Source organism: Enterobacter quasimori, from assembly GCF_018597345.1.
GTDB lineage: Bacteria > Pseudomonadota > Gammaproteobacteria > Enterobacterales > Enterobacteriaceae > Enterobacter > Enterobacter mori.
Map to the genome: position 1 here is coordinate 117693 of NZ_JAHEVU010000003.1, position 23039 is coordinate 140731.

Here is a 23039-nt window from a genome sequence, read left to right on the forward strand (position 1 = left end):
AAACTATTGTATTGTTGCTATAAATGATCTTCATTGCAGAGGTTCGCGCGGCTAATGAGAGGCTTCACCCATGGGGGTGTCGGTTGTCATTAGTCGCGAGGATGCGAAGAAGGTCGGGTTAAATCGTCAGCACACCTGTGGTGTGCTGTCATACATTTAAGAAAGGACAGAACTTTGCTGAATCCGATCGTTCGTAAATTCCAGTATGGTCAACATACCGTCACGCTGGAAACCGGCATGATGGCACGTCAGGCTACTGCTGCCGTTATGGTAAGCATGGATGACACCGCGGTATTCGTTACCGTTGTTGGCCAGAAAAAAGCTAAACCAGGTCAGGACTTTTTCCCGCTGACCGTTAACTACCAGGAGCGTACCTACGCTGCCGGTAAAATCCCGGGTGGCTTCTTCCGTCGTGAAGGCCGTCCAAGCGAAGGCGAAACGCTGATCGCGCGTCTGATTGACCGCCCGGTTCGCCCGCTGTTCCCGGAAGGCTTCGTTAACGAAGTACAGGTTATCGCGACCGTTGTTTCCGTTAACCCACAGGTTAACCCGGACATCGTTGCTATGATCGGCGCATCTGCTGCCCTGTCACTGTCTGGTATTCCATTCAATGGCCCAATCGGTGCCGCGCGCGTTGGCTACATCAACGACCAGTACGTGCTGAACCCAACTCAGGAAGAGCTGAAAGAAAGTAAGCTGGACCTGGTGGTTGCGGGTACCGAAGCGGCAGTTCTGATGGTGGAATCCGAAGCTGAACTGCTGAGCGAAGACCAGATGCTGGGCGCTGTGGTATTTGGCCACGACCAGCAGCAGATCGTTATCCAGAACATCAACGACCTGGTGAAAGAAGCCGGTAAACCGCGTTGGGACTGGCAGCCAGAAGCAGCAAACGACGCGCTGAATGCACGCGTTGCCGCTCTGGCAGAATCTCGTCTGAGCGATGCGTACCGCATCACCGACAAACAGGAGCGTTACGCTCAGGTTGACGTGATCAAGTCTGAAACCATCGCTACGCTGGTTGCTGAAGACGAAACGCTGGATGCTAACGAGCTGAGCGAAATTCTGCACGCTATCGAGAAAAACGTTGTTCGTAGCCGCGTACTGGCAGGCGAACCGCGTATCGATGGCCGTGAAAAAGACATGATCCGTGGTCTGGATGTTCGTACTGGCGTACTGCCACGTACTCACGGTTCCGCACTGTTCACCCGTGGCGAAACGCAGGCCTTGGTTACCGCGACCCTGGGTACCGCACGTGACGCACAGAACATCGACGAACTGATGGGCGAGCGTACTGACAGCTTCCTGTTCCACTACAACTTCCCTCCGTACTCCGTAGGTGAGACCGGTATGGTTGGCTCGCCGAAGCGTCGTGAAATTGGTCACGGTCGTCTGGCGAAGCGCGGCGTGCTGGCAGTGATGCCGGAAGCTGACAAATTCCCGTACACCGTGCGTGTGGTTTCTGAGATCACCGAATCTAACGGTTCTTCTTCCATGGCTTCCGTGTGTGGTGCCTCTCTGGCGCTGATGGATGCAGGCGTACCAATCAAAGCCGCTGTGGCGGGTATCGCTATGGGTCTGGTGAAAGAAGGCGACAACTTTGTTGTTCTGTCTGACATCCTGGGCGACGAAGACCACCTGGGCGATATGGACTTCAAGGTCGCGGGTTCCCGCGAAGGTATCTCTGCGCTGCAGATGGATATCAAAATTGAAGGTATCACCAAAGAGATTATGCAGGTTGCTCTGAACCAGGCTAAAGGTGCGCGTCTGCACATCCTGGGCGTGATGGAACAGGCTATCAACGCGCCACGCGGTGATATCTCTGAATTCGCACCGCGTATTCACACCATCAAGATCAATCCAGACAAGATCAAAGATGTTATCGGTAAGGGCGGTTCCGTCATCCGTGCGCTGACCGAAGAGACCGGCACCACGATCGAAATCGAAGATGACGGTACTGTGAAGATCGCAGCAACCGACGGCGAAAAAGCGAAATTCGCTATCCGCCGCATCGAAGAGATCACTGCAGAGATCGAAGTGGGTCGTGTCTACGCAGGTAAAGTGACCCGTATCGTTGACTTTGGCGCGTTCGTTGCCATCGGTGGCGGTAAAGAAGGTCTGGTCCACATCTCTCAGATCGCTGACAAGCGCGTTGAGAAAGTGACCGATTACCTGCAGATGGGTCAGGAAGTGCCGGTTAAGGTTCTGGAAGTTGACCGTCAGGGCCGTATCCGTCTGAGCATTAAAGAAGCAACCGAGCAGTCTCCTGCCGCTGCGCCAGAAGCGCCAGCCGCAGAACAAGGCGAGTAAGGTAGCATTTGCCCTCCGCTTCGGCGGAGGGTTTATTATCAGGCAGGACGCCTTGTTAAGCCGCCGGGGGACAGGACGTTCATCCAATAGTTGTCTTCGGGAGTGGGAAATGAAGCCTTTTTTGCGCTGGTGTTTCGTTGCGACAGCTTTAACGCTGGCAGGATGCAGCAACTCTGCCTGGCGTAAGAGCGAAGTCCTCGCAGTGCCATTGCAACCGACTTTGCAGCAGGAAGTGATTCTGGCGCGCATGGAACAAATTCTTGCCAGTCGGGCTTTAACCGATGACGAACGCGCACAGCTTTTATATGAGCGCGGAGTGTTGTATGATAGTCTCGGTCTGAGGGCATTAGCGCGGAATGATTTTTCACAAGCGCTGGCAATTCGACCTGATATGCCTGAAGTATTCAATTACTTAGGCATTTACTTAACGCAGGCAGGCAATTTTGATGCTGCCTATGAAGCGTTTGATTCTGTACTTGAGCTTGATCCAACTTACAACTACGCGCACTTGAATCGCGGTATCGCATTGTATTACGGCGGTCGTGATAAGTTAGCGCAAGATGATCTGCTGGCGTTTTATCAAGACGATCCTAATGATCCTTTCCGCAGCCTGTGGCTTTACATCGTTGAGCAGAAGCTCGATGAGAAGCAGGCCAAAGAAGCACTGAAACAGCGCTTCGATAAATCGGACAAGGAACAGTGGGGATGGAACATTGTCGAGTTCTACCTGGGCAACATTAGCGAAGCAACGCTGATGGAACGCCTCAAGGCGGACGCAACGGATAACACCTCGCTCGCTGAGCATCTCAGTGAAACCAACTTCTATTTAGGTAAGTACTACCTAAGTCTGGGGGATAAGGACAGCGCTACGGCACTGTTCAAATTAGCGGTTGCTAACAACGTACACAACTTCGTTGAGCACCGTTATGCATTGTTGGAATTATCGCTCTTGGGCCAGGAGCAAGACGACCTGGCAGAATCGGACCAGCAATAGCTGACGACATAAACATCAGCCCGTAATCTTTTGATTGTCATCACCTTAACTGGTGAGGGCGTTGTTGTTCGTCAATACACCTACTTTGAGCCGGTTCACACTTTTCAATGAAAATTGCTAATCATTTTCACGATGAGCTAAGTAGACTGGCCGCCATTGACATTGAGGCACTCGTACTACATGGCTGAATTCGAAACCACTTTTGCAGATCTGGGCCTGAAGGCTCCTATCCTTGAAGCCCTTAACGATCTGGGTTACGAAAAACCATCTCCGATCCAGGCAGAATGTATCCCACATCTGCTCTCTGGTCGTGACGTGCTGGGCATGGCCCAGACTGGTAGCGGTAAAACTGCAGCATTCTCGCTGCCGCTGCTGAACAACATCGATCCGGACCTGCGTGCGCCGCAGATCCTCGTCCTGGCACCAACCCGTGAACTGGCTGTTCAGGTTGCTGAAGCCATGACGGAATTCTCTAAACATATGCGCGGCGTAAACGTGGTTGCCCTGTACGGCGGCCAGCGTTATGACGTGCAGTTACGCGCCCTGCGCCAGGGCCCACAGATTGTCGTCGGTACGCCGGGCCGTCTGCTGGATCACCTGAAGCGCGGTACTCTGGACCTCTCTAAACTGAGCGGCCTGGTACTGGATGAAGCAGATGAAATGCTGCGTATGGGCTTCATCGAAGACGTCGAAACCATCATGGCGCAGATCCCGGAAGGTCATCAGACCGCGCTGTTCTCTGCAACCATGCCGGAAGCTATCCGTCGCATTACCCGCCGCTTCATGAAAGAGCCGCAGGAAGTGCGCATTCAGTCCAGCGTAACCACTCGCCCGGATATCAGCCAGAGCTACTGGTCTGTATACGGCATGCGTAAAAACGAAGCGCTGGTACGTTTCCTGGAAGCGGAAGATTTTGATGCGGCGATTATCTTCGTTCGTACCAAAAATGCGACCCTGGAAGTGGCTGAAGCCCTGGAGCGTAGCGGCTACAACAGCGCCGCGCTGAACGGCGACATGAACCAGGCCCTGCGTGAGCAGACTCTGGAGCGTCTGAAAGACGGTCGTCTGGATATCCTGATTGCAACCGACGTGGCAGCACGTGGTCTGGACGTTGAGCGTATCAGCCTGGTTGTTAACTACGACATCCCGATGGATTCCGAGTCTTACGTTCACCGTATCGGCCGTACCGGTCGTGCGGGTCGTGCTGGCCGTGCGCTGCTGTTCGTTGAGAACCGCGAGCGTCGTCTGCTGCGTAACATCGAACGCACCATGAAGCTGACCATTCCAGAAGCGGACCTGCCAAACGCAGAACTGCTGGGCAAACGCCGTCTGGAAAAATTCGCCGCCAAAGTACAGCAGCAGCTGGAAAGCAGCGATCTGGATCAGTACCGTGCGCTGCTGTCGCAGATTCAGCCTGTTGCTGAAGGCGAAGAGCTGGACATGGAAACCCTGGCTGCAGCACTGCTGAAAATGGCTCAGGGCGAACGTAGCCTGATCGTGCCACCAGATGCACCGATGCGTCCTAAGCGTGAATTCCGTGACCGTGACGACCGCTTCGAACGTCGTGGCGACCGTAACGATCGTGGCCCACGTGGTGACCGTCCAGAGCGTGGTGGTGAAGACCGTCCTCGTCGTGAACGTCGCGACGCAGGCGATATGGAACTGTACCGCATTGAAGTGGGCCGTGATGATGGTGTTGAAGTTCGTCACATCGTTGGCGCTATCGCTAACGAAGGCGACATCAGCAGCCGTTACATTGGTAACATCAAGCTGTTCGCCTCCCACTCTACCATCGAGCTGCCGAAAGGCATGCCGGGTGAAGTACTGCAGCACTTTACGCGTACCCGCATCCTGAACAAGCCGATGAACATGCAGCTGCTGGGCGATGCACAGCCACGCCCTGACCGTGGCGGCGAACGTCGTGGCGGTGGTCGCGGTTTCGGCGGCGAGCGTCGTGAAGGCGGTCGCAGCGAAGGTCGCGGTGGTGAAGGTCGTCGTTTCTCCGGCGAGCGCCGCGAAAGCCGTGGCCCGCGTCGTGAAGAAGGCACCAGCCGTCGTCGTTTCGGTGACGCGTAAGCCTTACGCTTCTGACGTAAAGTAAAATATACAGCCCCGATACATGCTATCGGGGCTTTTTTTATTCCCTTTGTACTCTTGTACTGGTACAGTGCGTCACATTAAAATGCAGAACCGCATGATTGACTGGAGAAAAGGCTGTATGGCGACACTAACCACCACCCAAACGTCACCTTCGCTGCTTGGCGGCGTGGTGATCATCGGCGGAACCATTATAGGTGCCGGGATGTTCTCCCTGCCCGTGGTCATGTCCGGTGCGTGGTTCTTCTGGTCGCTGGCCGCGCTGGTCTTTACCTGGTTCTGTATGCTCCATTCCGGGCTAATGATCCTCGAAGCCAACCTGAACTACCGCATTGGCGCGAGCTTCGACACCATCACCAAAGACCTGCTGGGCAAAGGCTGGAACCTGGTGAACGGGCTGTCCATCGCGTTTGTGCTCTATATCCTGACCTACGCGTATATCTCGGCAAGCGGTTCGATTCTGCATCACACCTTCTCGGAGATGTCGCTGAACGTACCGGCGCGTCTGGCCGGGCTGTGCTTTGCGCTGGGCGTGGCGTTTATCGTCTGGATGAGTACCAAAGCGGTGAGTCGGATGACGGCGATCGTGCTGGGCGCGAAGGTCATCACCTTCTTCCTGACCTTCGGCAGTCTGCTGGGGCACGTGACGCCCGCCACGCTGCTTAACGTTGCCGAAGTGAATACCTCCTATACGCCGTATCTGCTGATGACGCTGCCGTTCTGCCTGGCGTCGTTTGGCTACCACGGTAACGTGCCGAGCCTGATGAAGTACTACGGCAAAGATCCGCGCACCATTGTGAAGTGTCTGGTCTACGGCACGCTGCTGGCGCTGGGGCTGTACGTCATCTGGCTGCTCGGGACGATGGGCAACATCCCGCGCCCGGAGTTTATCGGCATTGCCCAGAAGGGCGGTAACATCGACGTGCTGGTGCAGGCCCTGAGCGGCGTGCTGAACAGCCGCAGCCTGGATCTGCTGCTGGTTATTTTCTCTAACTTTGCGGTGGCGAGCTCTTTCCTCGGCGTGACGCTGGGCCTGTTTGATTACCTGGCGGATCTGTTTGGCTTTGATGATTCTGCGATGGGGCGTTTCAAAACCGCGCTGCTGACCTTCCTGCCGCCGATTGTGGGTGGCCTGCTGTGGCCGAACGGTTTCCTGTACGCCATCGGCTATGCCGGACTGGCGGCGACCATCTGGGCGGCAATTGTGCCGGCGCTGCTGGCGCGTAAATCACGTAAACGCTTCGGCAGCCCGAAATTCCGCGTCTGGGGCGGTAAGCCGATGATTGCGCTGATTCTGGTGTTTGGCGCTGGCAATGCCCTGGTACACGTGCTGTCGAGTTTTAATCTGTTGCCTGTTTACCATTAAACCGTGCGGGCTGATCCCCTCACCCCGCCCCTCTCCCGAAGGGAGAGGGAGAAAAGAATGTAGGCCCGGTAAGCGAAGCGCCACCGGGCAAAGCAAAAAACTACCCCACCAACTCCTCTTTCACCTGCATCGCCAGTTCAAACGAATGTAAACGCGCCTGGTGATCGAAAATCTGGCCGTTAACCATAATTTCATCCGCCTGCGTTTCGCGCAGCACCGCCTCCAGCCCGTGACGCACTTTCGCTTTATCGCCTACCAGCGACATGCTCAGCGCCTGCTGAACGCCATACTGCTCTGAAGCTGACCACAGCTGATGCATATTCTCCACCGGCGGCGGAAGCTGGCCCGTCTCACCGCGACGCAGCTTCACAAACGCCTGCTGCATGGAAGTGAAGAGAAATTCCGCGTCACGGTTGCTGTCGGCTGCGATGATGTTGATACACACCATCGCGTACGGTTTCTCCAGACGCGCGGACGGTTTGAAGTTCGTGCGGTAAAGATGCAGTGCCTGATGCAGCATATCCGGCGCGAAGTGCGAGGCGAAGGCAAACGGCAGCCCCAGCTGTGCGGCCAGCTGTGCGCTGTAGAGGCTTGATCCCAACAGCCATACCGGGATCTTCTCACCGTAGCCCGGTACCGGGCGCACGTGCGGGTTCGGATCGCGCGCGTCGAACCAGTCCACCAGCTCTGCCACGTCGCGCGGGAAGTTATCGATATCGCCGCTCATGTGGCGACGCAGGGCGCGCATGGTTGGCTGGTCGCTGCCCGGCGCGCGGCCAAGCCCTAAATCAATACGGCCCGGATAGAGGGTGTTCAGCGTCCCGAACTGCTCGGCAATCACCAGCGGGGCGTGGTTCGGCAGCATCACGCCACCCGAACCAAGGTGTAACGTTGTGGTGTTTGCTGCCAGATAGCCAATCAGTACCGAGGTGGCGGCGCTGGCGATGCCCACCATGTTGTGGTGCTCGGCCAGCCAGTAGCGGTGATAGCCACGCTTTTCGGCCAGCTGAGCGAGATCGAGAGAGTGCGAAAAGGCTTCTCGAGCCGAGGAACCCTGAGGGATCGGCGCCAGATCCAGCACCGAAAACGGAATGGTTTTGTCAGTCATAACAGCTCACTTTGTCGACGGTGAATCTTTAATACTGCATTAAAAAATGATAACCGTTGTTAACAAAGTGAGCCTTTTTTACGCCTGAAGTTCCAGCCCGGCGAGACGTTTCCAGTAACCGTTGCAGTCGCTGTTTGCCGTCAGCGGCAGCGGAGCGGCGCCGTTTTCATTGGCGCGGAAGGCGTCCAGCATCGCGAACACGCCGGTATCCAGTGGCGACAAACGCACCATATCCACCAGCCCGTCCATCGACGCCAGCTCGTTGCCGAGGTTATAGACATAGCCGCTCATGGTCTGAATGCCGTTGAGGACAAACACCTGTTGGTTTTCCTGCGACAGCATGCTGCGTCCGTTCGGGTACTTGATGCAGCAGGTTTCGCATTCGTCTTTCGGACGGTCTTCCGAGCGCGCGGTAAAGCAGCGGGCGGAGTAGGCCAGCGGCAGATGCCCGTAGCTCAGCACTTCCACTTCAAACTTGTTGCGGATGCCCAGCTCGTCGCACTGCGTGAGCAGGTTTGCCAGCCAGTCACGAGAGAGTTCCACCGGCATGCACCAGCGCGTCATCCCCTGTTTGAGCAGCTGGCGCAGGGTCACGGCGTTATAGCAGTTCAGAGCGTGGCCCGCGACAAACGGCAGCTTGCGTTCGGCGCACATATTCACCACGCCGAGATCGCTCGCCTCCAGCAGGAACTCGCCGTTTTCGACGTAGCGCTTCAGCTCGCCCAGTTCAGAAGACGCCTGCACCAGCGCAAGCGTGGAGAGCACCACCTGCTTGCCGCTGCCGGCCAGGCTTTTCGCCATATCCAGCCAGTCGCCCACTTTGGTGGCGCGGCGCTTGCTGCACACCGCTTCGCCGAGGTAAATCACATCGGCGCTGCTGTTAGCCGCCTGCTGGTAAAAATCTTCCAGCGTCTCTTTTGGCCAGTAGTAGAGCACTGGTCCTAATGAATATTTCATGGTTATCTCACTGCCATTTACGGTGATACGCGCCCAGCGTGGTTTGCGTGCCTTCGGACATCGAACCGAGCGTCTCCATCCAGGCCTGCTGTGGAGCATAGTTCTGCGGGTCCGCCATGCAGCGGTCGATGGCCTGACGCCACACTTTCGCCACCTGGCTCACGTAGGCCGGGCTGCGCTGACGACCTTCGATTTTCACCGAGGCAATATTGGCCGCCAGCAGTTCCGGCAGCAGCTCCAGCGTGTTGAGGCTGGTCGGCTCCTCCAGCGCGTGGTAGCGCTCGCCGTCGACCAGATAGCGGCCTTTACACAGGGTTGGATAACCGGCGTTTTCACCGTCCTGATAGCGGTCAATCAGCACCTCATTCAGGCGAGACTCGAGCCCCTGAGGGGTCTGCTGCCAGCGAACAAAGCGGGCAGGGGAGCAGGCTCCGACGGTATTCGGCGATTCACCGGTTAAATAAGAGGAGAGATAGCAGCGGCCTTCGGCCATGATGCACAGGCTGCCAAAGGCAAAAACTTCCAGCGGCACTGGCGTGACGCGCGCGAGTTGCTTAACCTGATGAATAGAGAGCACGCGCGGCAACACCACGCGGGCCACGTCGAAGTTTTGATGATAAAAACGCACGGCTTCTTCGTTGGTGGCGGATGCCTGTACAGAGACGTGGCGCTCAATATGCGGATAGCGTTCTGCTGCATACTCAAGCATGGCGATGTCGGCCAGGATCAGCGCATCGGCACCCAGCTGTGCCGCCATGTCCACCGCGCGCTGCCAGCGGGCGTAGCCATCAGGATGGGCAAAGGTATTGATGGCAATGTGCAGCTTGCGGCGGTGCTGATGAACGAAGTTAACGGCTTCCTGAAGCTTTTTCTCCGTAAAGTTGAGGCCAGCAAAATGGCGGGCGTTGGTATCATCCTTTAGCCCGATATAGACCGCATCGGCCCCATTTTCAATGGCCGCCTTAAGCGCCGGAAGGTTTCCGGCAGGGCAGAGCAGCTCCATAATTTATCCTGATGTTCTCGATCGCAGGGATCGCAAAATTGTTAACGAGCTGGGATTTTAATTAACCCACAGGCGACAATTTTTGATTTAAGGCAGCTAATGGCGTATTGATGACACCAATAATGAGGTAAGCCGGACGACGGTTTGTTGATTTACGCCGCTATGTTCTGGAATGAATGTGGCAAAATAGCGGGATTACAGATATCAGGGAGTAAAGCTCGTGCTGGAGAAACTGCGTTCACGTCTCGTACAATTGGGTCCATCTATGCTGAGCGTGCCGGTCAAGCTGGCACCGTTCGCGCTTAAGCGCCAGGTGCTGGAGCAGGTCCTGAGCTGGCAGTTCCGCCAGGCGCTGCAGGATGGCGAGCTGGAATTCCTGGAAGGCCGCTGGCTCAGCATTGAGGTGCGCGACATCGGGCTGCGCTGGTTTACCTCCGTAGAGAACGGCCAGCTGATCGTGCGCGAGTCCGCAGAGGCGGACGTGAGCTTTAGCGCTGATGCCAGCGATCTGCTGATGATCGCCGCGCGGAAGCAGGATCCGGATACGCTCTTCTTCCAGCGCCGTCTGGTAATTGAAGGGGACACGGAGCTTGGCCTGTACGTGAAGAATTTAATGGATGCCATTGAGCTGGAGCAGATGCCGAAAGCGCTGCGCGTGATGTTGATGCAAATGGCAGATTTTGTTGAGGCCGGGCTGAAAACCCCGCCGGACGGTAAACACATTTCAGTAGGTGAGCCATGCTGATTCGAGTCGAAATTGGGATTGATGCACCGGGTATCGATGCGTTATTGCGCCGCTCTTTTGAGAGCGATGCGGAAGCTCAACTGGTCCACGATCTCCGTGAAGACGGCCTGATCACGCTGGGTCTGGTTGCTACCGATGATGAAGGTCAGGTTGTCGGCTATGTCGCCTTCAGCCCGGTCATCGTTCAGGGCGACGATCTTCAGTGGGTAGGAATGGCACCGCTGGCGGTAGATGAAAACTATCGCGGGCAAGGTCTGGCGCGCCAGCTGGTCTATGAAGGGCTGGACTCGCTGAATGAGTTTGGCTATGCCGCGGTAGTCACGCTGGGCGATCCGGCGTTCTATGGCCGATTAGGCTTCGAGCAGGCCGCGCATTACGACCTGCGCTGCCGCTGGCCGGGTACGGAATCCGCTTTCCAGGTGCACCGTCTGGCGGATGATGCCCTCAACGGCGTCAATGGCCTGGTGGACTACCACGACCATTTCAATCGCTTTTAATCAGGCTCTCGCGTAGCGCCTCAAAGGAGCCGTCTCCGGTCACGAGGCGCTCCTTCTGGCGCTTCGTCAGCTGCTTGATACGGTATTCCAGCCTGAGCGCCAGCGATCGGTCGCCGACGGCCGCCGAGAAGGCGAGCTGTAGTTCTCCTTTTCCCCGCAGCGCCTTTGCCCCTTTTCCCGTTTGATGTTGTAAAAAACGCCGCGCCACATCGGTGGTGATCCCGGTGTAGAGTGCGTTATCAGCGGTTCGGACAAGATAGAGAAACCAGCACACGGTAAACAGATTCAGTATGTTAAGGTGAACGCACCATAGCATGAGAGAGAACGAAAATGGAAACACTGGCCGCCATTAACCGCTGGCTGGCGAAGCAGCATGTTGTCACCTGGTGCGTCTGTGACGAGGGTGAGATGTGGTGCGCCAACGCGTTTTACTACTACGACCCTGAGCGCGTGGCTTTTTACGTCATGAGTGAAGACAACACGCGTCATGCGCAGATGACCGGCCAGCAGGCAAAGGTGGCGGGTACGGTGAACGGCCAGCCGAAAACGGTCGCGCTGATCCGCGGCGTGCAGTTCAAAGGGGAGATCCGTCGTCTGGATGGCGAAGAGAGCGACGCGCGCCGTAAGCGCTACACGCGCCGCTTTCCCGTTGCCGCTGCGCTAAAAGCCCCGGTGTGGGAAATCCGCCTCGATGAGCTGAAATTTACCGACAACAACCTGGGCTTTGGCAAGAAGCTGCACTGGCTACGCGCCGAGCAGGCGTAGCGCTTCGCGGTTAAACGCCGGGAGATCGTCCGGGGTTCGGCTGGTGATCAGCTGGTCTTTGTCGTTGACCACCTCCTGATCGTAAAACTCGGCGCCCGCATTTTTCAGATCGATAACGATCGGCTTCACGGCGGTCAGCTTACGCCCGCGTACGACTTCAGCGCTGATCAGCAGCTGCGGGCCGTGGCAGATGGCAAATACCGGTTTACCGGTACTCACAAAGTCGCGGGTGAAGGTGACAAAGCGCTCATCTCCGCGCAGGTAATCCGGGGAATGGCCGCCGGGTAACAGCAGAGCGTCAAAATCTGAGGGGCTAACGTTATCGATAGACTCATCAATCGTCACCGTGGCCTCGCCCTTATGGCCCGTCACCGTTTTGCCTGCCTCTTTCTCAATGGTGATGACCTCATGTCCCGCCTTGCGGAACGCCTCTGCAGGAGAGGTGAATTCTGAATCTTCAAACTCGTCGGTAATCAAGACTGCGATTTTCTTGCCCATGCTTCCTCCGTTGTTTTGGCTTCAGACTGATTTTTCTCCGCTTGTGGTAAATACTTACCTGTAACAGACTTCTAAGTGTGGTCGACCACGCTGAGTTCGCAAACGGACAATTCTGTAAAGGGGATACGATGAGTCAGGTACTGATTACGGGCGCCACCGGGCTGGTGGGGGATCATCTGCTGCGGCTGCTGATTCAGGATCGCCGCGTGAACTACATTGCAGCGCCTACGCGTCGGCCGCTGGTGGACGTCTCCGGCGTATTTAACCCGCACGATCCGCAGCTGACGGACGCGCTGGCGCAGGTCCAGGATCCCATTGATATCGCCTTTTGCTGTCTGGGTACCACGCGGCGGGAGGCGGGCAGCAAAGAGGCATTTATCCACGCCGACTATACGCTGGTGGTGGACACGGCGCTCACGGCGAAAAAACTGGGCGCAAAACATTTTCTGGTGGTCAGCGCGCTGGGCGCCAGTGCCGGATCGCCTTTCTTCTACAACAAGGTGAAGGGCAAGATGGAAGATGCGCTGATTGCGCAGAAATGGGAGCAGTTGACGATTGTGCGCCCCTCAATGCTGAGCGGCCACAGGGACGAACGCCGATTTAACGAGTCGATCCTGGCCCCGCTGTTTCGCATCCTTCCCGGCAACTGGAAATCTATCGACGCGCGGGACGTTGCCCTCGCGATGCTAAAAGAGTGGCTGGCACCGTTGAAAGCGGGCGTCAACATTATCCCTTCGGCAAAACTGCGTGAAATCGCCCAGGACGAGGCGTAAACTCCTCCGGCTAATTAAATAATACTCTCCGGGGAATGCTATGACTGGTCAGTCTTCATCTCAGGCGGCAACACCTGTCCAATGGTGGAAGCCCGCACTTTTCTTTCTCGTGGTCATTGTTGGCCTCTGGTATGTGAAATGGCAGCCGTACTACGGCAAAGCCTTCACCGCCGCCGAAACGCACAGCATCGGTAAATCTATTCTCGCTCAGGCTGATTCCAGCCCGCTTCAGGCGGCGTGGGATTACGCCATGGTCTACTTCCTTGCCGTCTGGAAAGCCGCTGTACTGGGCGTGATTCTGGGCTCGCTGATACAGGTGCTCATCCCGCGCAACTGGCTGGTAAAAACACTCGGCCAGCCGCGTTTTCAGGGCACGCTGCTGGGGACGATTTTCTCCCTGCCGGGCATGATGTGCTCCTGCTGCGCTGCACCGGTTGCGGCGGGTATGCGTCGTCAGCGCGTGTCGATGGGCGGCGCGCTGGCGTTCTGGATGGGTAACCCGCTGCTCAACCCGGCAACGCTGGTCTTTATGGGCTTTGTGCTTGGGTGGCATTTTGCTGCGATCCGCCTGGTTGCCGGGCTGGCGACGGTGCTGGTGGTGGCGACGCTGGTGCAAAAACTGGTGAAGGACAGCGCGCCTGAGGCCGCTGCCGTTGAGCTGGACATCCGCGAGCCGCAGGGTGGTTTTTTTGCCCGCTGGGGTATCGCGCTGTGGCAGCTTTTCTGGAGCACCATCCCGGTTTATATCCTGGCGGTGCTGGTATTGGGAGCGGCGCGCGTCTGGCTCTTCCCGCATGCGGATGGCGCTATCGACAACACGCTGATGTGGGTAATCGCAATGGCGGTCGCGGGCTGCCTCTTCGTGATCCCAACGGCGGCGGAAATTCCAATTGTTCAGGCCATGATGCTGGCTGGGATGGGGACCGCACCGGCGCTGGCGCTGCTGATTACGCTGCCGGCGATCAGCCTGCCGTCGCTTATCATGCTGCGTAAGTCTTTCCCGGCGAAAGCGCTGTGGCTGACGGCGGGGCTGGTGGCGTTAAGTGGGATGATTGTGGGCAGTATTGCGTTGATGTAAAAAAAGCCCGGTGGCGCTAGCGCTTACCGGGCCTACGGACAGGTGGGAATTACTTAATGTAAGTAAAGGCGGTGGTGACGTGCTTCACGCCGCTCACCCGGCTGGCGATATCCGCCGCCGCTTTCCCTTCACGCTCAGTCACCAGACCCAGCAGGAACACTTCGCCGTTCTCGGTGGTCACTTTCACGTTTGACGATTTCACCTGGTCCGATCCCAGCAGCTGAGAGCGCACTTTGGTGGTGATCCAGGTATCGGATGAGGCGTCACCCAAACCAATTGGCTGGCCCTGGCGCACTTCATTGAACACCTCTGTTGTCCCTTCTACACCCATCGCGATCTGTTTAGCGCGGGAGGCTAATTCGGTATTGGGTGCCTGGCCTGCCAGCAGCACTTTGCCCTGATAAGCCGTTACGTTAATACGCGCTTCTTTCTTGATTTGTTCGTCTTTCGACAGCGCACTGTTGACGCGCAGCTCCAGCGTGCCGTCATCAACCTGGGTCCCGACAGAACGCGGATCGGTCGCCGCTTTGGTGCCGACAGCTGCGGTACCGACAACAGCAGCGGCAATACATCCCTGAAGTAGAAGTGCAGACATAAGGACTGCAAGGGTCGATAAAGCCTTCATTAGAACTCCTTAATCATCCTGGTGAGGGAAAAGCGTGTTATCGATCAGATCGCATAAGCAGTTGACCGTGAGCATGTGCATTTCCTGAATACGCGCGCTACGGTGAGAAGGAATGCGAATTTCCACATCCTGCGGTCCCAGTAAACCTGCCAGCTCGCCGCCGTCATAGCCGGTCAGCGCAACGATGGTCATATCGCGGGTGACCGCCGCTTCAACGGCTTTAACGATATCCCGGCTGTTACCGCGCGTGGAGATGGCCAGCAGCACGTCTCCGGCATGGCCTAAGGCGCGCACCTGCTTCGCGTAGATCTCGTCATGCAGACGATCGTTAGCAATCGCTGTTAAGACCACATTATCGGTATTAAGTGCAATGGCAGGTAAACTCGGGCGTTCTGTTTCAAAACGATTGATCATGCTGGCAGCAAAATGCTGTGCGTTGGCGGCTGAAGTGCCATTGCCACAACAGAGGATTTTGTTGCCGTTCAGAAGAGATTGTACCAGCGTCATTGCTGCGCGGGAGATCGCGTCCGGGAGGGCTTCCGCCGCGGCAATCTGTGTTTGAATGCTTTCTGTGAAGCACACTTTAATTCTTTCGAGCACGTTATCCCTTTTAAATCTTAATTATGCGTCTTCGCCAAAAGCGTTTTTAAGCCATTCGATCTGATTTCCGGTGAAGGCTACCACATCGAACCGGCAATCCACAGTATCAAAGCTCCCATTATGGCGGGCAAGCCACAAGTGGGCAGTCTGTAATAATTTATGTTGTTTGGCGAGCGTCACGCTGGCGGCAGCACCGCCAAAACGGGAGGACTGTCGAAAGCGCACTTCTACAAACACGGTGACCTGACCGTCTTTCATGATCAGGTCGATTTCGCCGCCGCGCCCGCGGACGTTGGCGGCGATAAAACGCAGTCCTTTGCCTTCAAGCCAGCGACGCGCCTTTAACTCCCACGCGTCGCCGGTCTCTTTACGGCTTAACTGGCCGGGACGATCTGCCCCTGCTGGTATTTGAGCCATGATAACTTCCTGTTAATCACACAGTCCTGAGTGGCGGTCAGATCGCCGGTGTTGCCGTTGAGCTCGAAGCCCGGCACCTGACGCATCTGGGTAAAGTGGTTTGCCAGCGCCCACGCATCCACGCCCATGGCGTACAGACGCGCCAGCGAGTAGTCGTTACGTACCGAGCTCAGCGCCTGCTGCATCAGCGGCGGGTTGCTGCCCGCGAGCATTGGGATTTCGCTGTACTGCAGGCCGTCCATTTCCAGACGGAAATCCGGGCCTGCGGTGCCCTGCGCGCTGCGCGAGCTGGCGTAGAGGGTCGCGCCGCTCTGGCTGCCGTTGCGCATCGCAATCATCGGCTTGATGAAAGCAATCTCTTCCGGCGTTGCGACAATGTAGGCCGCATCCACTTTGCCGCCGCCGCTGATTTGCGCGTCGGTTGGAGGGGCCGGAATGGTCAGGCCGCCGATGGTCACGCTCTGCTGCTGCGGCAGGCTGGCGCTGACCGGGCTGCCGTTAAGGGCGATACCTGCACCGCCGTTGACGCCAGCGCGCAGTTCTGAGGCGGAACCAAATTTCTGCTGCAGCACCACGCCACCGCCGATCTTCTGCCACTCATCGGCAAAGGCATTGGCGACGCGATCGCCCAACGCGCTGCGCGGGATCAGCAGCAGCGGTGCCTGTTTACCCTGTTCGTGAATATGACGCGCCGCGTCGCGAGCTTCATCTTCTGGCGAAAGAGCAAAGTAGCAGATGTTAGCGCGGTTCTGCACGTTCTCTGGCTGGTTAAGCGCCAGCACGTTCAGCGTGGTGTTGCTCTTTATCAGCGTTTCCACGTCGTTTTTCAGCAGAGGGCCGACAACGATGCTCGCGCCATCTTTTTGCACCTGCGCCAGCACTTGATCGAGCGGCTGAGCGGTGGTGTCGTAGATTTTCAGCTCAGCACTCGGGTTGGCGCTGGTGGTCGCTACGGCCTGAGGCTGCGCGGCAGGTTGCTGTTCTGCTGGCGCGGCTTGCGGTTGCGGCTGTTCAGCCGTCACGGGAGCCTGAGTTTCCGCAGGGGCCTCTACTGCTTCAGGTGCAGGTGTTGCGGCTGGTGGCGTCGTCGGTGCAGTGACCGGGTTCTGCATTGTCCCCTGCGCTGGCGCCTGTGCCGCCGTCAGATCGCTGGTTTCAGCGGCAGAAGGGCTGACAACGTCGCTGACGTTGGCTGCCTGTGCGGACTGCGCCGGTACGGCACTACCGCTTACGGCAGTCGTCCCGTTTTTCGCCGCTTCAAAGCCTTGCTGAATGGTGCGACCAAAGACCGCCGCCTGGCCGTTCAACGGCAGAAGCAGCGCGATTTTGCTGGTCGAGGCTGGCTTAAAGTTCTGCACATTCACCAGCTGCGTCGGCAACATTTTCGCGCCCGGATTTTGCGGGTAGCGGGTTTGCCAGTCGGTAATACCCGCTTTCAGCATCGTGGGATCGCTGCGGTTGTTAAACCACATCTGCTGCAGATCCAGCCAGCCCTGCAAGACATTTTCGTCGGCGTTAATGACCAGCGTTTGCGCCTGTTCCGGGGTCATGGAGGCGAGCGCCTGCCAGGTCGCATCGATATTTTTCTGTTTATCCGCACCGGCGAGCAGCGGCTCCTGGGCGATAAGCGCGCGCAGCAGCGTCAGGGAAGGGCGACCCTGCTCGGCGGTAATGCCCGCCTGCCAGAAGCGCGCCTGCTGGTTTTTGTCCAGCGCACCGACGTCGAGGTCTCCGAGGATTTTCTTCGCTGCCGCATAATCTTTCTGCGCTACCTTCAGTTCAGCAGAGAGCAGACCCTGCTCGCGGCGCTGATCGTCGTTAAGATCCTGCGGTAGCTGATTGAACAGTTCGGCGGCCTGCTGGGTTTTCCCCTCTTTCAGCAGTGCACGAATGGCGAGTAATTGCCAGTTGGTCTTGGTATCATTTGAGCTCTGCGACATTTGTTGCAGATAAAAGCCAGAATCAGCCTGAGCGGATCCCTGCATATGGGCAGCGGTCTGATCGGGTGCCTGGGTGCCACAGCCTGCAAAGATCAGGGCTGCGAGCAGAAGCGGCACGCTGCGCGTGGCTTTTTTTCGAAGAAACGTTAACGGTACCATACTGTATCCAGTGATTTTTTTTACGCAATGCTCAATATTAAATCGGCAATACGGACGAAACAATGAAACAACACGAAACGGCAGATAATTCTCAAGGCCAGCTTTATATTGTACCTACTCCTATCGGGAATTTGTCTGATATTACCCAACGTGCGCTCACCGTGTTGCAAGCTGTTGATTTAATTGCCGCTGAAGATACCCGCCACACCGGCTTACTGCTGCAACATTTCGCAATTAACGCCCGTTTGTTTGCCCTGCACGATCACAATGAGCAACAAAAAGCCGAAACGCTGGTGGCGAAGCTGAAAGAGGGACAGAGCATTGCGCTGGTCTCCGACGCCGGTACGCCGCTGATCAACGATCCGGGCTATCACCTGGTGCGCACCTGTCGCGAAGCCGGTATTCGCGTTGTGCCGCTGCCGGGGCCGTGCGCCGCCATTGCGGCATTGAGCGCCGCAGGTTTGCCGTCCGATCGCTTCTGCTATGAAGGCTTCCTCCCTGCCAAATCCAAAGGCCGTCGCGACGTGTTAAAGGATCTGGAAGCCGAACCGCGCACCCTGATTTTTTACGAATCCACACACCGCCTGCTGGAAAGCCTGGAAGATATGGTGACCGTCTGGGGTGAATCCCGCTACGTGGTGCTGGCGCGCGAGCTGACCAAAACCTGGGAAACGATCCACGGCGCGCCGGTGGGCGAACTGCTGGCGTGGGTAAAGGAAGACGAAAACCGCCGCAAGGGCGAAATGGTGCTGATTGTCGAAGGGCATAAAGCGCAGGAAGACGCGCTTCCTGCTGACGCGCTGCGCACGCTGGCGCTGCTGCAGGCGGAACTGCCGCTGAAGAAAGCGGCTGCGCTGGCGGCGGAAATTCACGGCGTGAAGAAAAATGCGCTATATAAGCATGCGCTGGAGCAGCAGGGGGAGTAAGCCCCTAACGCCTGTTTTGCCGGGTGGCGTCTGTGCCTTACCCGGCCTGCACACTACACCGTGATGATCTCGGTACCCGTTTTACCCAACAGTTCTTTTTCGTGTTTTCCGATCCCATCATCCGTAATCACACAGTCGATTTTTTCCATCGGCAACACCTGGTTGAACCCGCGGCGGTTGAATTTGCTGGCGTCCAGCACGGCAATCACCTTATGCGCGGCGGCAGCCATCACGCTGCTAATCGAATAGCCTTCATTGAACGTTGTAATGCCGTTGGTGGCGTCAATACCGTCCGCCCCGACAAACATCAGGTCCGCGCTTATCCCGGTCAGAGAGCGCTCGGCGATGGTGCCGTGCATAGAGTGAGTTTTATGGCGCACGGTACCGCCGCAGACCACGAGCGTAATATCTTTATTTTCCGAGAGGGCAAACGCGGCAGGCAGGCTGTTGGTGATGACGGTGATATTGGCTTTTTTGGTGAGTGCTTCGGCGATGAGCATGGTGGTGCTACCGCTATCGAGAATGATCGTCATCCCTTCTTCAATCATGGCCGCTGCAGCCTGTGCGATCCGCTTTTTCGGGTCGCTCGCCAGCTGATAACGATCCTCCAGTACCACTTCCTGATTTTCGCTTTCCGCCAGGCTGCTGCCGGGTCTTGCTGCGCCACCGTGAAAGCGCGTGACCAATCCTTTTTCTTCCAGCAGGCGCAGATCTGTTCGGATCGTCACTTCTGAAATGCCAAACATAGTCGACAGATCCAACACCATCACACTGCCCTGAGCGTTGACGAGGTCAACGATTTTATTGCGTCGCTCAAATGAGTTCATATTGAAATGCCTGATAATTAACTGCCTCTATTCTAATCGAAGGTATGCGAAAGGTGTACGGTAATATTCGAAAGTAAATGTGAGCCAGCTCAGGTTGCTGGCTCGAAGCGCTACGCGAAGCGCAGCATGATTTTGCCCTGCATTGGGGCACCGTTTAGTCCCTGAACGGCCTGCGCAAAGCTATCGCTATCGCCGGTATGAGCAATAAGGGGCTTTAGCTGCAGTTTTTTCTCTGTAAGCAGGCGGGCCGCGGTTTCCCATTCTTCACCCGGCCACGGGGCCGAATAATTCATCCAGCTCCCCAGAAGCGTCAACTCCTTACGCAGTATCTTGCCAAATGTCGCCGCCGGTAAGTTCAGGTCGTGATGCAGCGTTCCCACCAGAGCGACCTGGGCGCGCGGCCCGGCGATATCAATGGCGAGCGTGACGGTTTGCGGTGTGCCGGCAGTCTCCAGAACCAACTGATCAAACGGGTGGTCGCTCAAGGCGTTGAGGATGTCGTCTGCGGCCAGAGTGCGGCTATTAAACACCTGAGTTGCCCCCAGCGTTGTTGCCAGCGCGAGCCTATCGTCGTTGATGTCGATCGCGGTAACGCTGTTGGCACCCAATGCCAGCGCACACTGCATCGCCAGCAGGCCGATCGTTCCTGCGCCGACAATGACGACGTTCTTACCCTCGCAGCCGGAAGCGAGATGAAACGCGTGTAGCCCTACGGTTATGGGCTCAATAAATGCACCATCTTCAATTGCCATCTCCGCAGGAAGGCGGAACAGGTTTGCGCGCTTCACCACGATATATTCCGCGTTACCGCCTTCGCTGCGAGATCCGACAAACTGATACTGCTTGCAGAGCGAGTAATAGCCTTTTTCGCACGCCGGACAGGAAAAGCAGGGCAGTAATGGCACGCAGGCAACCGGATCGCCTGCCTTGAGATCGTGCACTTCGGTACCACAGGCTTCGACATAACCGCTAAATTCATGTCCGAGGGTGATGGGATAATAATGTGCCCCTCCGGCAAAAATTCGCGGAATATCGGAGCCACATAATCCTGAGCAGGCAATGCGCACCTGCACATCATCCGCAGCCTGAATGTGAGGGATTGGACGTTCTTCAACGCGCACGTTGCCCTCAGCGTGAATTACCACTGATTTCATATTCACTCCAGAAAAAGAGGGGGAGCATGGCTCCCCGGATATCAAGACACCGTCTGGCTTTGCGGGGTTGCGGCGTTCTTTTCTGCCGCGTTAAACACGCGGGCACGTCGCCAGGTGAGCAGGATGCCGGTGACGTAAATCGCGCCAATCACGATGAACCCCATCACGTTTTGCCAGGTGAACAACTGGATGAGCAGCCAGGTGACGGGTGAACCGCCCTGGTCCATGGAGGCCACCAGCCCGCCCGCTTTCAACGCGCCAGCATTTTGCGCAAGCTGGGTGTGCAGGCCGATGGTCTGGGTCGCAATCCACAGCGTAATCCCCATGATGATGACGCCGGAGATAAGCGTGCGGAACAGGTTGCCCTGATGCACCGCGACCGCCATCGCCACAAAAAAGCCGATGGTGGCAAGGTCACCGAACGGCAACACCTGGTTTCCCGGCACCAGAACAGCAATCAGGATAGTGAGCGGTATAAAAATCAGGCTGGCGGAGACGACGGACGTATGGCCCAGCAGCAGCGCCGGATCGAGACCGATTAAGAACTCCTGACCACCAAACTTCGCCTGCAGACGTTTACGGGCATGTTTAGCAATCGGCGTCAGGCCGTCCATGATCGGTTTGATAACGCGCGGCATCAGCAGCATCACGGCGGCGGTTTTCACGGCCAGCTGGAGAACGGATTTGGCGTCGTAGCCTGCCAGCAGGCCAATGGCCAGTCCCATCACAAACCCAACCGTGACCGGTTCGCCAAACGGGCCAAAGCGTTTTTGCACGTCGTCAGCGCTAAAATGAATACGCTTCAGGCCTGGGATTTTGTCGATAATCGTATCGACCAGAACGGCGATTGGGCCGAGGTAAGCTGACGACCCGTGAGGGATGGCGATCCCTTCCAGACCGAAGAAGTCCCGCGTGTCTTTGGCAAACCAGTCCCCCAGCTTGTAAACAAACGCGGCGTGCACCACAACGCCCAGGATCCCCAGCCAGTAAGAGCCGGTTGCCAGGTGCAGCATTGCACCGGTGAAGGTCATGTGCCAGATGTTCCAGATATCGACGTTCACCACCCGCGTCATCCGCGTCACCAGCATGACAACGTTAACGCCAATGGCAACAGGGATAGCGATAAGCGCAATCTGGGATGCCCAGGTCATGGGGGATGAACCCGGCCAGCCGACGTCCACCACGTGCAGGTTAATCTGGAACTGCTCAGCCATCGCTTTGGCCGCCGGGCCGATGGAGTCAAGCATCAGGCCGATGACCAGCCCGATCCCAACAAAGCCAATGCCAATATGCAGGCCGGATTTAAAGCAATCGCCCAGCTTCATCCCCAACAGCTTTGAGAAGATGATGATGACGATTGGCAGCATTACGGTTGGCCCCAGATCGAGGATGTACCGCATGATTTCGGTAAACATGATCTTACCCCTCGAGGATGGTCAGAATTTTTTGCTGCAGGGCTTCGATGCCGACGCCGGATACAAACGGCATGCCGTGCACCACCGGGATATTGCCAAAGGCTCTGTCAACTTTCGCCGTGGTACAAATCAGGTCTGCACCGTCCATATAGGTTTCGATTTCAGTCACCCGGCACTGGACCAGATCCAGCTCAATGTGGTGGGCTTCACACAGTTCTTTGATCTCTTCTGCTGCCATGGTTGAGGTGGCGACAGCACCGCCGCAGGCAACAATAACTTTGCGTTTCATAGGGCACTCCTTTCTTATTATCAGTATGTTATGAAGCCTGGGCACAGGCGACAGGCTCAAGGATCGTCTCCCGGAAACGATCGGCCAGGCGCTCTGCGGGCGCAGCCAGCAGCATGTCCAGCGTGTCCGGGTTTTGTAGCTCACTGAAAAGGCGGCGCAGCAATGTCATTTGCGCCGCAGGGTTTTCAACGATTAACGCGATGATGAGTGAGACGGCGACCTCGCCATCATCATCGGCCTGCTGAAAATGCACCGGTTTGTCCGGACGAATCAGGTAAATCGCGGGGCGTTTCGCATGTACGGCTTCGCAGTGCGGAATAGCGACCGCATGGCGTTCAAGGGCAATGCCGGTGGGGTAGTTCATCTCCCTTTCCAGAAGGGCGGCAGGGTAGGTGGCGTGTACAACACCGTTAGCCAGCATCTCCTCGCCAATATGCGCCAGCGCCTGCTGGCAGGTTTCAAACTCAATTCCGGTACGGACAAAAACGTGACTCATACA

Annotated in this window: 25 protein-coding genes; 11 read left to right on the forward strand and 14 right to left on the reverse strand. The window is 56.9% G+C overall.

Annotated features, from left to right (window positions below; genetic code table 11):
* The first annotated feature begins 174 nt into the window (after window positions 1–174).
* The 5 genes from pnp (at window position 175) to mtr (ending at window position 6764) form a co-directional block, all read left to right on the forward strand.
* A complete protein-coding gene (gene pnp, locus KK102_RS12690; RefSeq protein WP_126545313.1) occupies window positions 175–2307 on the forward strand; it encodes a polyribonucleotide nucleotidyltransferase in 2133 nt (710 codons plus the stop codon).
* Window positions 2308–2416: 109 nt separating this feature from the next.
* A complete protein-coding gene (gene nlpI / locus KK102_RS12695) occupies window positions 2417–3301 on the forward strand; it encodes a lipoprotein NlpI (RefSeq protein WP_013098912.1) in 885 nt (294 codons plus the stop codon).
* A gap of 107 nt (window positions 3302–3408) precedes the next feature.
* Window positions 3409–3489: a protein YrbN gene (yrbN, locus tag KK102_RS22400; protein WP_100122156.1), complete on the forward strand. Its 81-nt coding sequence runs from the start codon at window positions 3409–3411 to the stop codon at window positions 3487–3489.
* Window positions 3482–5377, forward strand: coding sequence for a DEAD/DEAH family ATP-dependent RNA helicase (locus tag KK102_RS12705; RefSeq protein WP_126545312.1), 1896 nt, complete (start codon window positions 3482–3484; stop codon window positions 5375–5377). Before yrbN ends, KK102_RS12705 begins: the two co-directional genes overlap by 8 nt.
* Window positions 5378–5519: 142 nt before the next feature.
* A complete protein-coding gene (gene mtr, locus KK102_RS12710; RefSeq protein WP_126545311.1) occupies window positions 5520–6764 on the forward strand; it encodes a tryptophan permease in 1245 nt (414 codons plus the stop codon).
* A 100-nt stretch (window positions 6765–6864) separates the two neighbouring features.
* Here mtr and KK102_RS12715 read toward each other — a convergent pair whose 3' ends face one another.
* The 3 genes from KK102_RS12715 to ubiU all read right to left on the reverse strand — a co-directional run bounded on the left by KK102_RS12715 (window position 6865) and on the right by ubiU (window position 9832).
* Window positions 6865–7872 (reverse strand): luciferase-like monooxygenase, encoded by a 1008-nt coding sequence (locus tag KK102_RS12715; RefSeq protein ID WP_126545310.1) that lies wholly within the window; start codon window positions 7870–7872, stop codon window positions 6865–6867.
* A 78-nt stretch (window positions 7873–7950) separates the two neighbouring features.
* Entirely contained in the window at window positions 7951–8829 is an 879-nt protein-coding gene (locus tag KK102_RS12720) for a U32 family peptidase (protein WP_216357721.1), read from the reverse strand.
* A 7-nt stretch (window positions 8830–8836) separates the two neighbouring features.
* Entirely contained in the window at window positions 8837–9832 is a 996-nt protein-coding gene (ubiU, locus tag KK102_RS12725; protein ID WP_216357722.1) for a ubiquinone anaerobic biosynthesis protein UbiU, read from the reverse strand.
* A gap of 220 nt (window positions 9833–10052) precedes the next feature.
* Between ubiU and ubiT the strand changes: the two genes are divergently transcribed.
* Both ubiT and KK102_RS12735 read left to right on the forward strand, forming a co-directional pair.
* Entirely contained in the window at window positions 10053–10577 is a 525-nt protein-coding gene (gene ubiT, locus KK102_RS12730) for a ubiquinone anaerobic biosynthesis accessory factor UbiT (protein WP_126545307.1), read from the forward strand.
* The gene (locus KK102_RS12735; RefSeq protein WP_010435964.1) at window positions 10571–11074 is read left to right on the forward strand and encodes a GNAT family N-acetyltransferase; all 504 of its coding nucleotides are present in this window, start codon (window positions 10571–10573) and stop codon (window positions 11072–11074) included. Before ubiT ends, KK102_RS12735 begins: the two co-directional genes overlap by 7 nt.
* Here the strand turns inward: KK102_RS12735 and KK102_RS12740 are convergent.
* A complete protein-coding gene (locus KK102_RS12740) occupies window positions 11061–11390 on the reverse strand; it encodes a GIY-YIG nuclease family protein (RefSeq protein ID WP_045260079.1) in 330 nt (109 codons plus the stop codon). The two genes, KK102_RS12735 and KK102_RS12740, sit on opposite strands and share 14 nt — an antisense overlap.
* A 14-nt stretch (window positions 11391–11404) precedes the next feature.
* Between KK102_RS12740 and KK102_RS12745 the strand changes: the two genes are divergently transcribed.
* Window positions 11405–11839, forward strand: coding sequence for a YhbP family protein (locus tag KK102_RS12745; protein ID WP_216357723.1), 435 nt, complete (start codon window positions 11405–11407; stop codon window positions 11837–11839).
* Here KK102_RS12745 and KK102_RS12750 read toward each other — a convergent pair.
* Window positions 11819–12337, reverse strand: coding sequence for a type 1 glutamine amidotransferase domain-containing protein (locus KK102_RS12750; protein WP_216357724.1), 519 nt, complete (start codon window positions 12335–12337; stop codon window positions 11819–11821). The genes KK102_RS12745 and KK102_RS12750 overlap by 21 nt on opposite strands.
* Before the next feature lie 128 nt (window positions 12338–12465).
* Here KK102_RS12750 and KK102_RS12755 point away from each other — a divergent pair, with 128 nt between their 5' ends.
* Window positions 12466–13110, forward strand: coding sequence for an NAD(P)H-binding protein (locus tag KK102_RS12755; RefSeq protein ID WP_216357725.1), 645 nt, complete (start codon window positions 12466–12468; stop codon window positions 13108–13110).
* Window positions 13111–13150: 40 nt separating this feature from the next.
* Window positions 13151–14188, forward strand: coding sequence for a permease (locus tag KK102_RS12760; RefSeq protein WP_126545303.1), 1038 nt, complete (start codon window positions 13151–13153; stop codon window positions 14186–14188).
* Window positions 14189–14237: 49 nt separating this feature from the next.
* On the opposite strand, the gene dolP is transcribed toward KK102_RS12760, so the two are convergent.
* From dolP to KK102_RS12780, 4 genes are read right to left on the reverse strand one after another with little or no spacing between them, the layout of a single operon-like run.
* Entirely contained in the window at window positions 14238–14813 is a 576-nt protein-coding gene (dolP, locus tag KK102_RS12765; RefSeq protein WP_089599837.1) for a division/outer membrane stress-associated lipid-binding lipoprotein, read from the reverse strand.
* Window positions 14814–14822: 9 nt separating this feature from the next.
* Entirely contained in the window at window positions 14823–15413 is a 591-nt protein-coding gene (gene diaA / locus KK102_RS12770; RefSeq protein ID WP_003861754.1) for a DnaA initiator-associating protein DiaA, read from the reverse strand.
* 21 nt (window positions 15414–15434) lie between these two features.
* Window positions 15435–15830, reverse strand: a complete 396-nt coding sequence (locus KK102_RS12775; RefSeq protein ID WP_216357726.1) for a YraN family protein — start codon at window positions 15828–15830, stop codon at window positions 15435–15437.
* Complete coding sequence (locus tag KK102_RS12780) at window positions 15788–17929, reverse strand: penicillin-binding protein activator (RefSeq protein WP_216357727.1); 2142 nt, start codon at window positions 17927–17929, stop codon at window positions 15788–15790. Before KK102_RS12780 ends, KK102_RS12775 begins: the two co-directional genes overlap by 43 nt.
* A 62-nt stretch (window positions 17930–17991) precedes the next feature.
* On the opposite strand from KK102_RS12780, the gene rsmI reads away from it, so the two are divergent.
* Window positions 17992–18855, forward strand: coding sequence for a 16S rRNA (cytidine(1402)-2'-O)-methyltransferase (gene rsmI, locus KK102_RS12785; protein ID WP_216357728.1), 864 nt, complete (start codon window positions 17992–17994; stop codon window positions 18853–18855).
* A gap of 53 nt (window positions 18856–18908) precedes the next feature.
* On the opposite strand, the gene KK102_RS12790 is transcribed toward rsmI, so the two are convergent.
* The 5 genes from KK102_RS12790 to gatA all read right to left on the reverse strand — a co-directional run bounded on the left by KK102_RS12790 (window position 18909) and on the right by gatA (window position 23036).
* Window positions 18909–19682 (reverse strand): DeoR/GlpR family DNA-binding transcription regulator, encoded by a 774-nt coding sequence (locus tag KK102_RS12790; protein ID WP_126545299.1) that lies wholly within the window; start codon window positions 19680–19682, stop codon window positions 18909–18911.
* Between the two features lie 110 nt (window positions 19683–19792).
* On the reverse strand, window positions 19793–20836 hold the full coding sequence (gene gatD, locus KK102_RS12795) for a galactitol-1-phosphate 5-dehydrogenase (RefSeq protein WP_126545298.1): 1044 nt from the start codon (window positions 20834–20836) through the stop codon (window positions 19793–19795).
* Window positions 20837–20877: 41 nt separating this feature from the next.
* Window positions 20878–22251 (reverse strand): galactitol-specific PTS transporter subunit IIC, encoded by a 1374-nt coding sequence (locus tag KK102_RS12800; RefSeq protein WP_216357729.1) that lies wholly within the window; start codon window positions 22249–22251, stop codon window positions 20878–20880.
* A gap of 4 nt (window positions 22252–22255) precedes the next feature.
* Window positions 22256–22540, reverse strand: a complete 285-nt coding sequence (gatB, locus tag KK102_RS12805) for a PTS galactitol transporter subunit IIB (protein ID WP_126545296.1) — start codon at window positions 22538–22540, stop codon at window positions 22256–22258.
* A 28-nt stretch (window positions 22541–22568) separates the two neighbouring features.
* Window positions 22569–23036: a PTS galactitol transporter subunit IIA gene (gene gatA, locus KK102_RS12810; protein WP_216357730.1), complete on the reverse strand. Its 468-nt coding sequence runs from the start codon at window positions 23034–23036 to the stop codon at window positions 22569–22571.
* Window positions 23037–23039: the final 3 nt, after the last annotated feature.

Excerpts from the sequence above, each read along its gene's own strand:
- nlpI (WP_013098912.1), top strand. The coding sequence starts at position 2,417 with ATGAAGCCTTTTTTGCGCTGGTGTTTCGTTGCGACAGCTTTAACGCTG.
- yrbN (WP_100122156.1), top strand. The coding sequence starts at position 3,409 with ATGAAAATTGCTAATCATTTTCACGATGAGCTAAGTAGACTGGCCGCC.
- KK102_RS12705 (WP_126545312.1), top strand. The coding sequence starts at position 3,482 with ATGGCTGAATTCGAAACCACTTTTGCAGATCTGGGCCTGAAGGCTCCT.
- mtr (WP_126545311.1), top strand. The coding sequence starts at position 5,520 with ATGGCGACACTAACCACCACCCAAACGTCACCTTCGCTGCTTGGCGGC.
- KK102_RS12715 (WP_126545310.1), bottom strand. The coding sequence starts at position 7,872 with ATGACTGACAAAACCATTCCGTTTTCGGTGCTGGATCTGGCGCCGATC.
- KK102_RS12720 (WP_216357721.1), bottom strand. The coding sequence starts at position 8,829 with ATGAAATATTCATTAGGACCAGTGCTCTACTACTGGCCAAAAGAGACG.
- ubiU (WP_216357722.1), bottom strand. The coding sequence starts at position 9,832 with ATGGAGCTGCTCTGCCCTGCCGGAAACCTTCCGGCGCTTAAGGCGGCC.
- KK102_RS12735 (WP_010435964.1), top strand. The coding sequence starts at position 10,571 with ATGCTGATTCGAGTCGAAATTGGGATTGATGCACCGGGTATCGATGCG.
- KK102_RS12740 (WP_045260079.1), bottom strand. The coding sequence starts at position 11,390 with ATGCTATGGTGCGTTCACCTTAACATACTGAATCTGTTTACCGTGTGC.
- KK102_RS12745 (WP_216357723.1), top strand. The coding sequence starts at position 11,405 with ATGGAAACACTGGCCGCCATTAACCGCTGGCTGGCGAAGCAGCATGTT.
- KK102_RS12750 (WP_216357724.1), bottom strand. The coding sequence starts at position 12,337 with ATGGGCAAGAAAATCGCAGTCTTGATTACCGACGAGTTTGAAGATTCA.
- KK102_RS12755 (WP_216357725.1), top strand. The coding sequence starts at position 12,466 with ATGAGTCAGGTACTGATTACGGGCGCCACCGGGCTGGTGGGGGATCAT.
- KK102_RS12760 (WP_126545303.1), top strand. The coding sequence starts at position 13,151 with ATGACTGGTCAGTCTTCATCTCAGGCGGCAACACCTGTCCAATGGTGG.
- dolP (WP_089599837.1), bottom strand. The coding sequence starts at position 14,813 with ATGAAGGCTTTATCGACCCTTGCAGTCCTTATGTCTGCACTTCTACTT.
- KK102_RS12775 (WP_216357726.1), bottom strand. The coding sequence starts at position 15,830 with ATGGCTCAAATACCAGCAGGGGCAGATCGTCCCGGCCAGTTAAGCCGT.
- KK102_RS12780 (WP_216357727.1), bottom strand. The coding sequence starts at position 17,929 with ATGGTACCGTTAACGTTTCTTCGAAAAAAAGCCACGCGCAGCGTGCCG.
- rsmI (WP_216357728.1), top strand. The coding sequence starts at position 17,992 with ATGAAACAACACGAAACGGCAGATAATTCTCAAGGCCAGCTTTATATT.
- KK102_RS12790 (WP_126545299.1), bottom strand. The coding sequence starts at position 19,682 with ATGAACTCATTTGAGCGACGCAATAAAATCGTTGACCTCGTCAACGCT.
- gatD (WP_126545298.1), bottom strand. The coding sequence starts at position 20,836 with ATGAAATCAGTGGTAATTCACGCTGAGGGCAACGTGCGCGTTGAAGAA.
- KK102_RS12800 (WP_216357729.1), bottom strand. The coding sequence starts at position 22,251 with ATGTTTACCGAAATCATGCGGTACATCCTCGATCTGGGGCCAACCGTA.
- gatB (WP_126545296.1), bottom strand. The coding sequence starts at position 22,540 with ATGAAACGCAAAGTTATTGTTGCCTGCGGCGGTGCTGTCGCCACCTCA.
- gatA (WP_216357730.1), bottom strand. The coding sequence starts at position 23,036 with ATGAGTCACGTTTTTGTCCGTACCGGAATTGAGTTTGAAACCTGCCAG.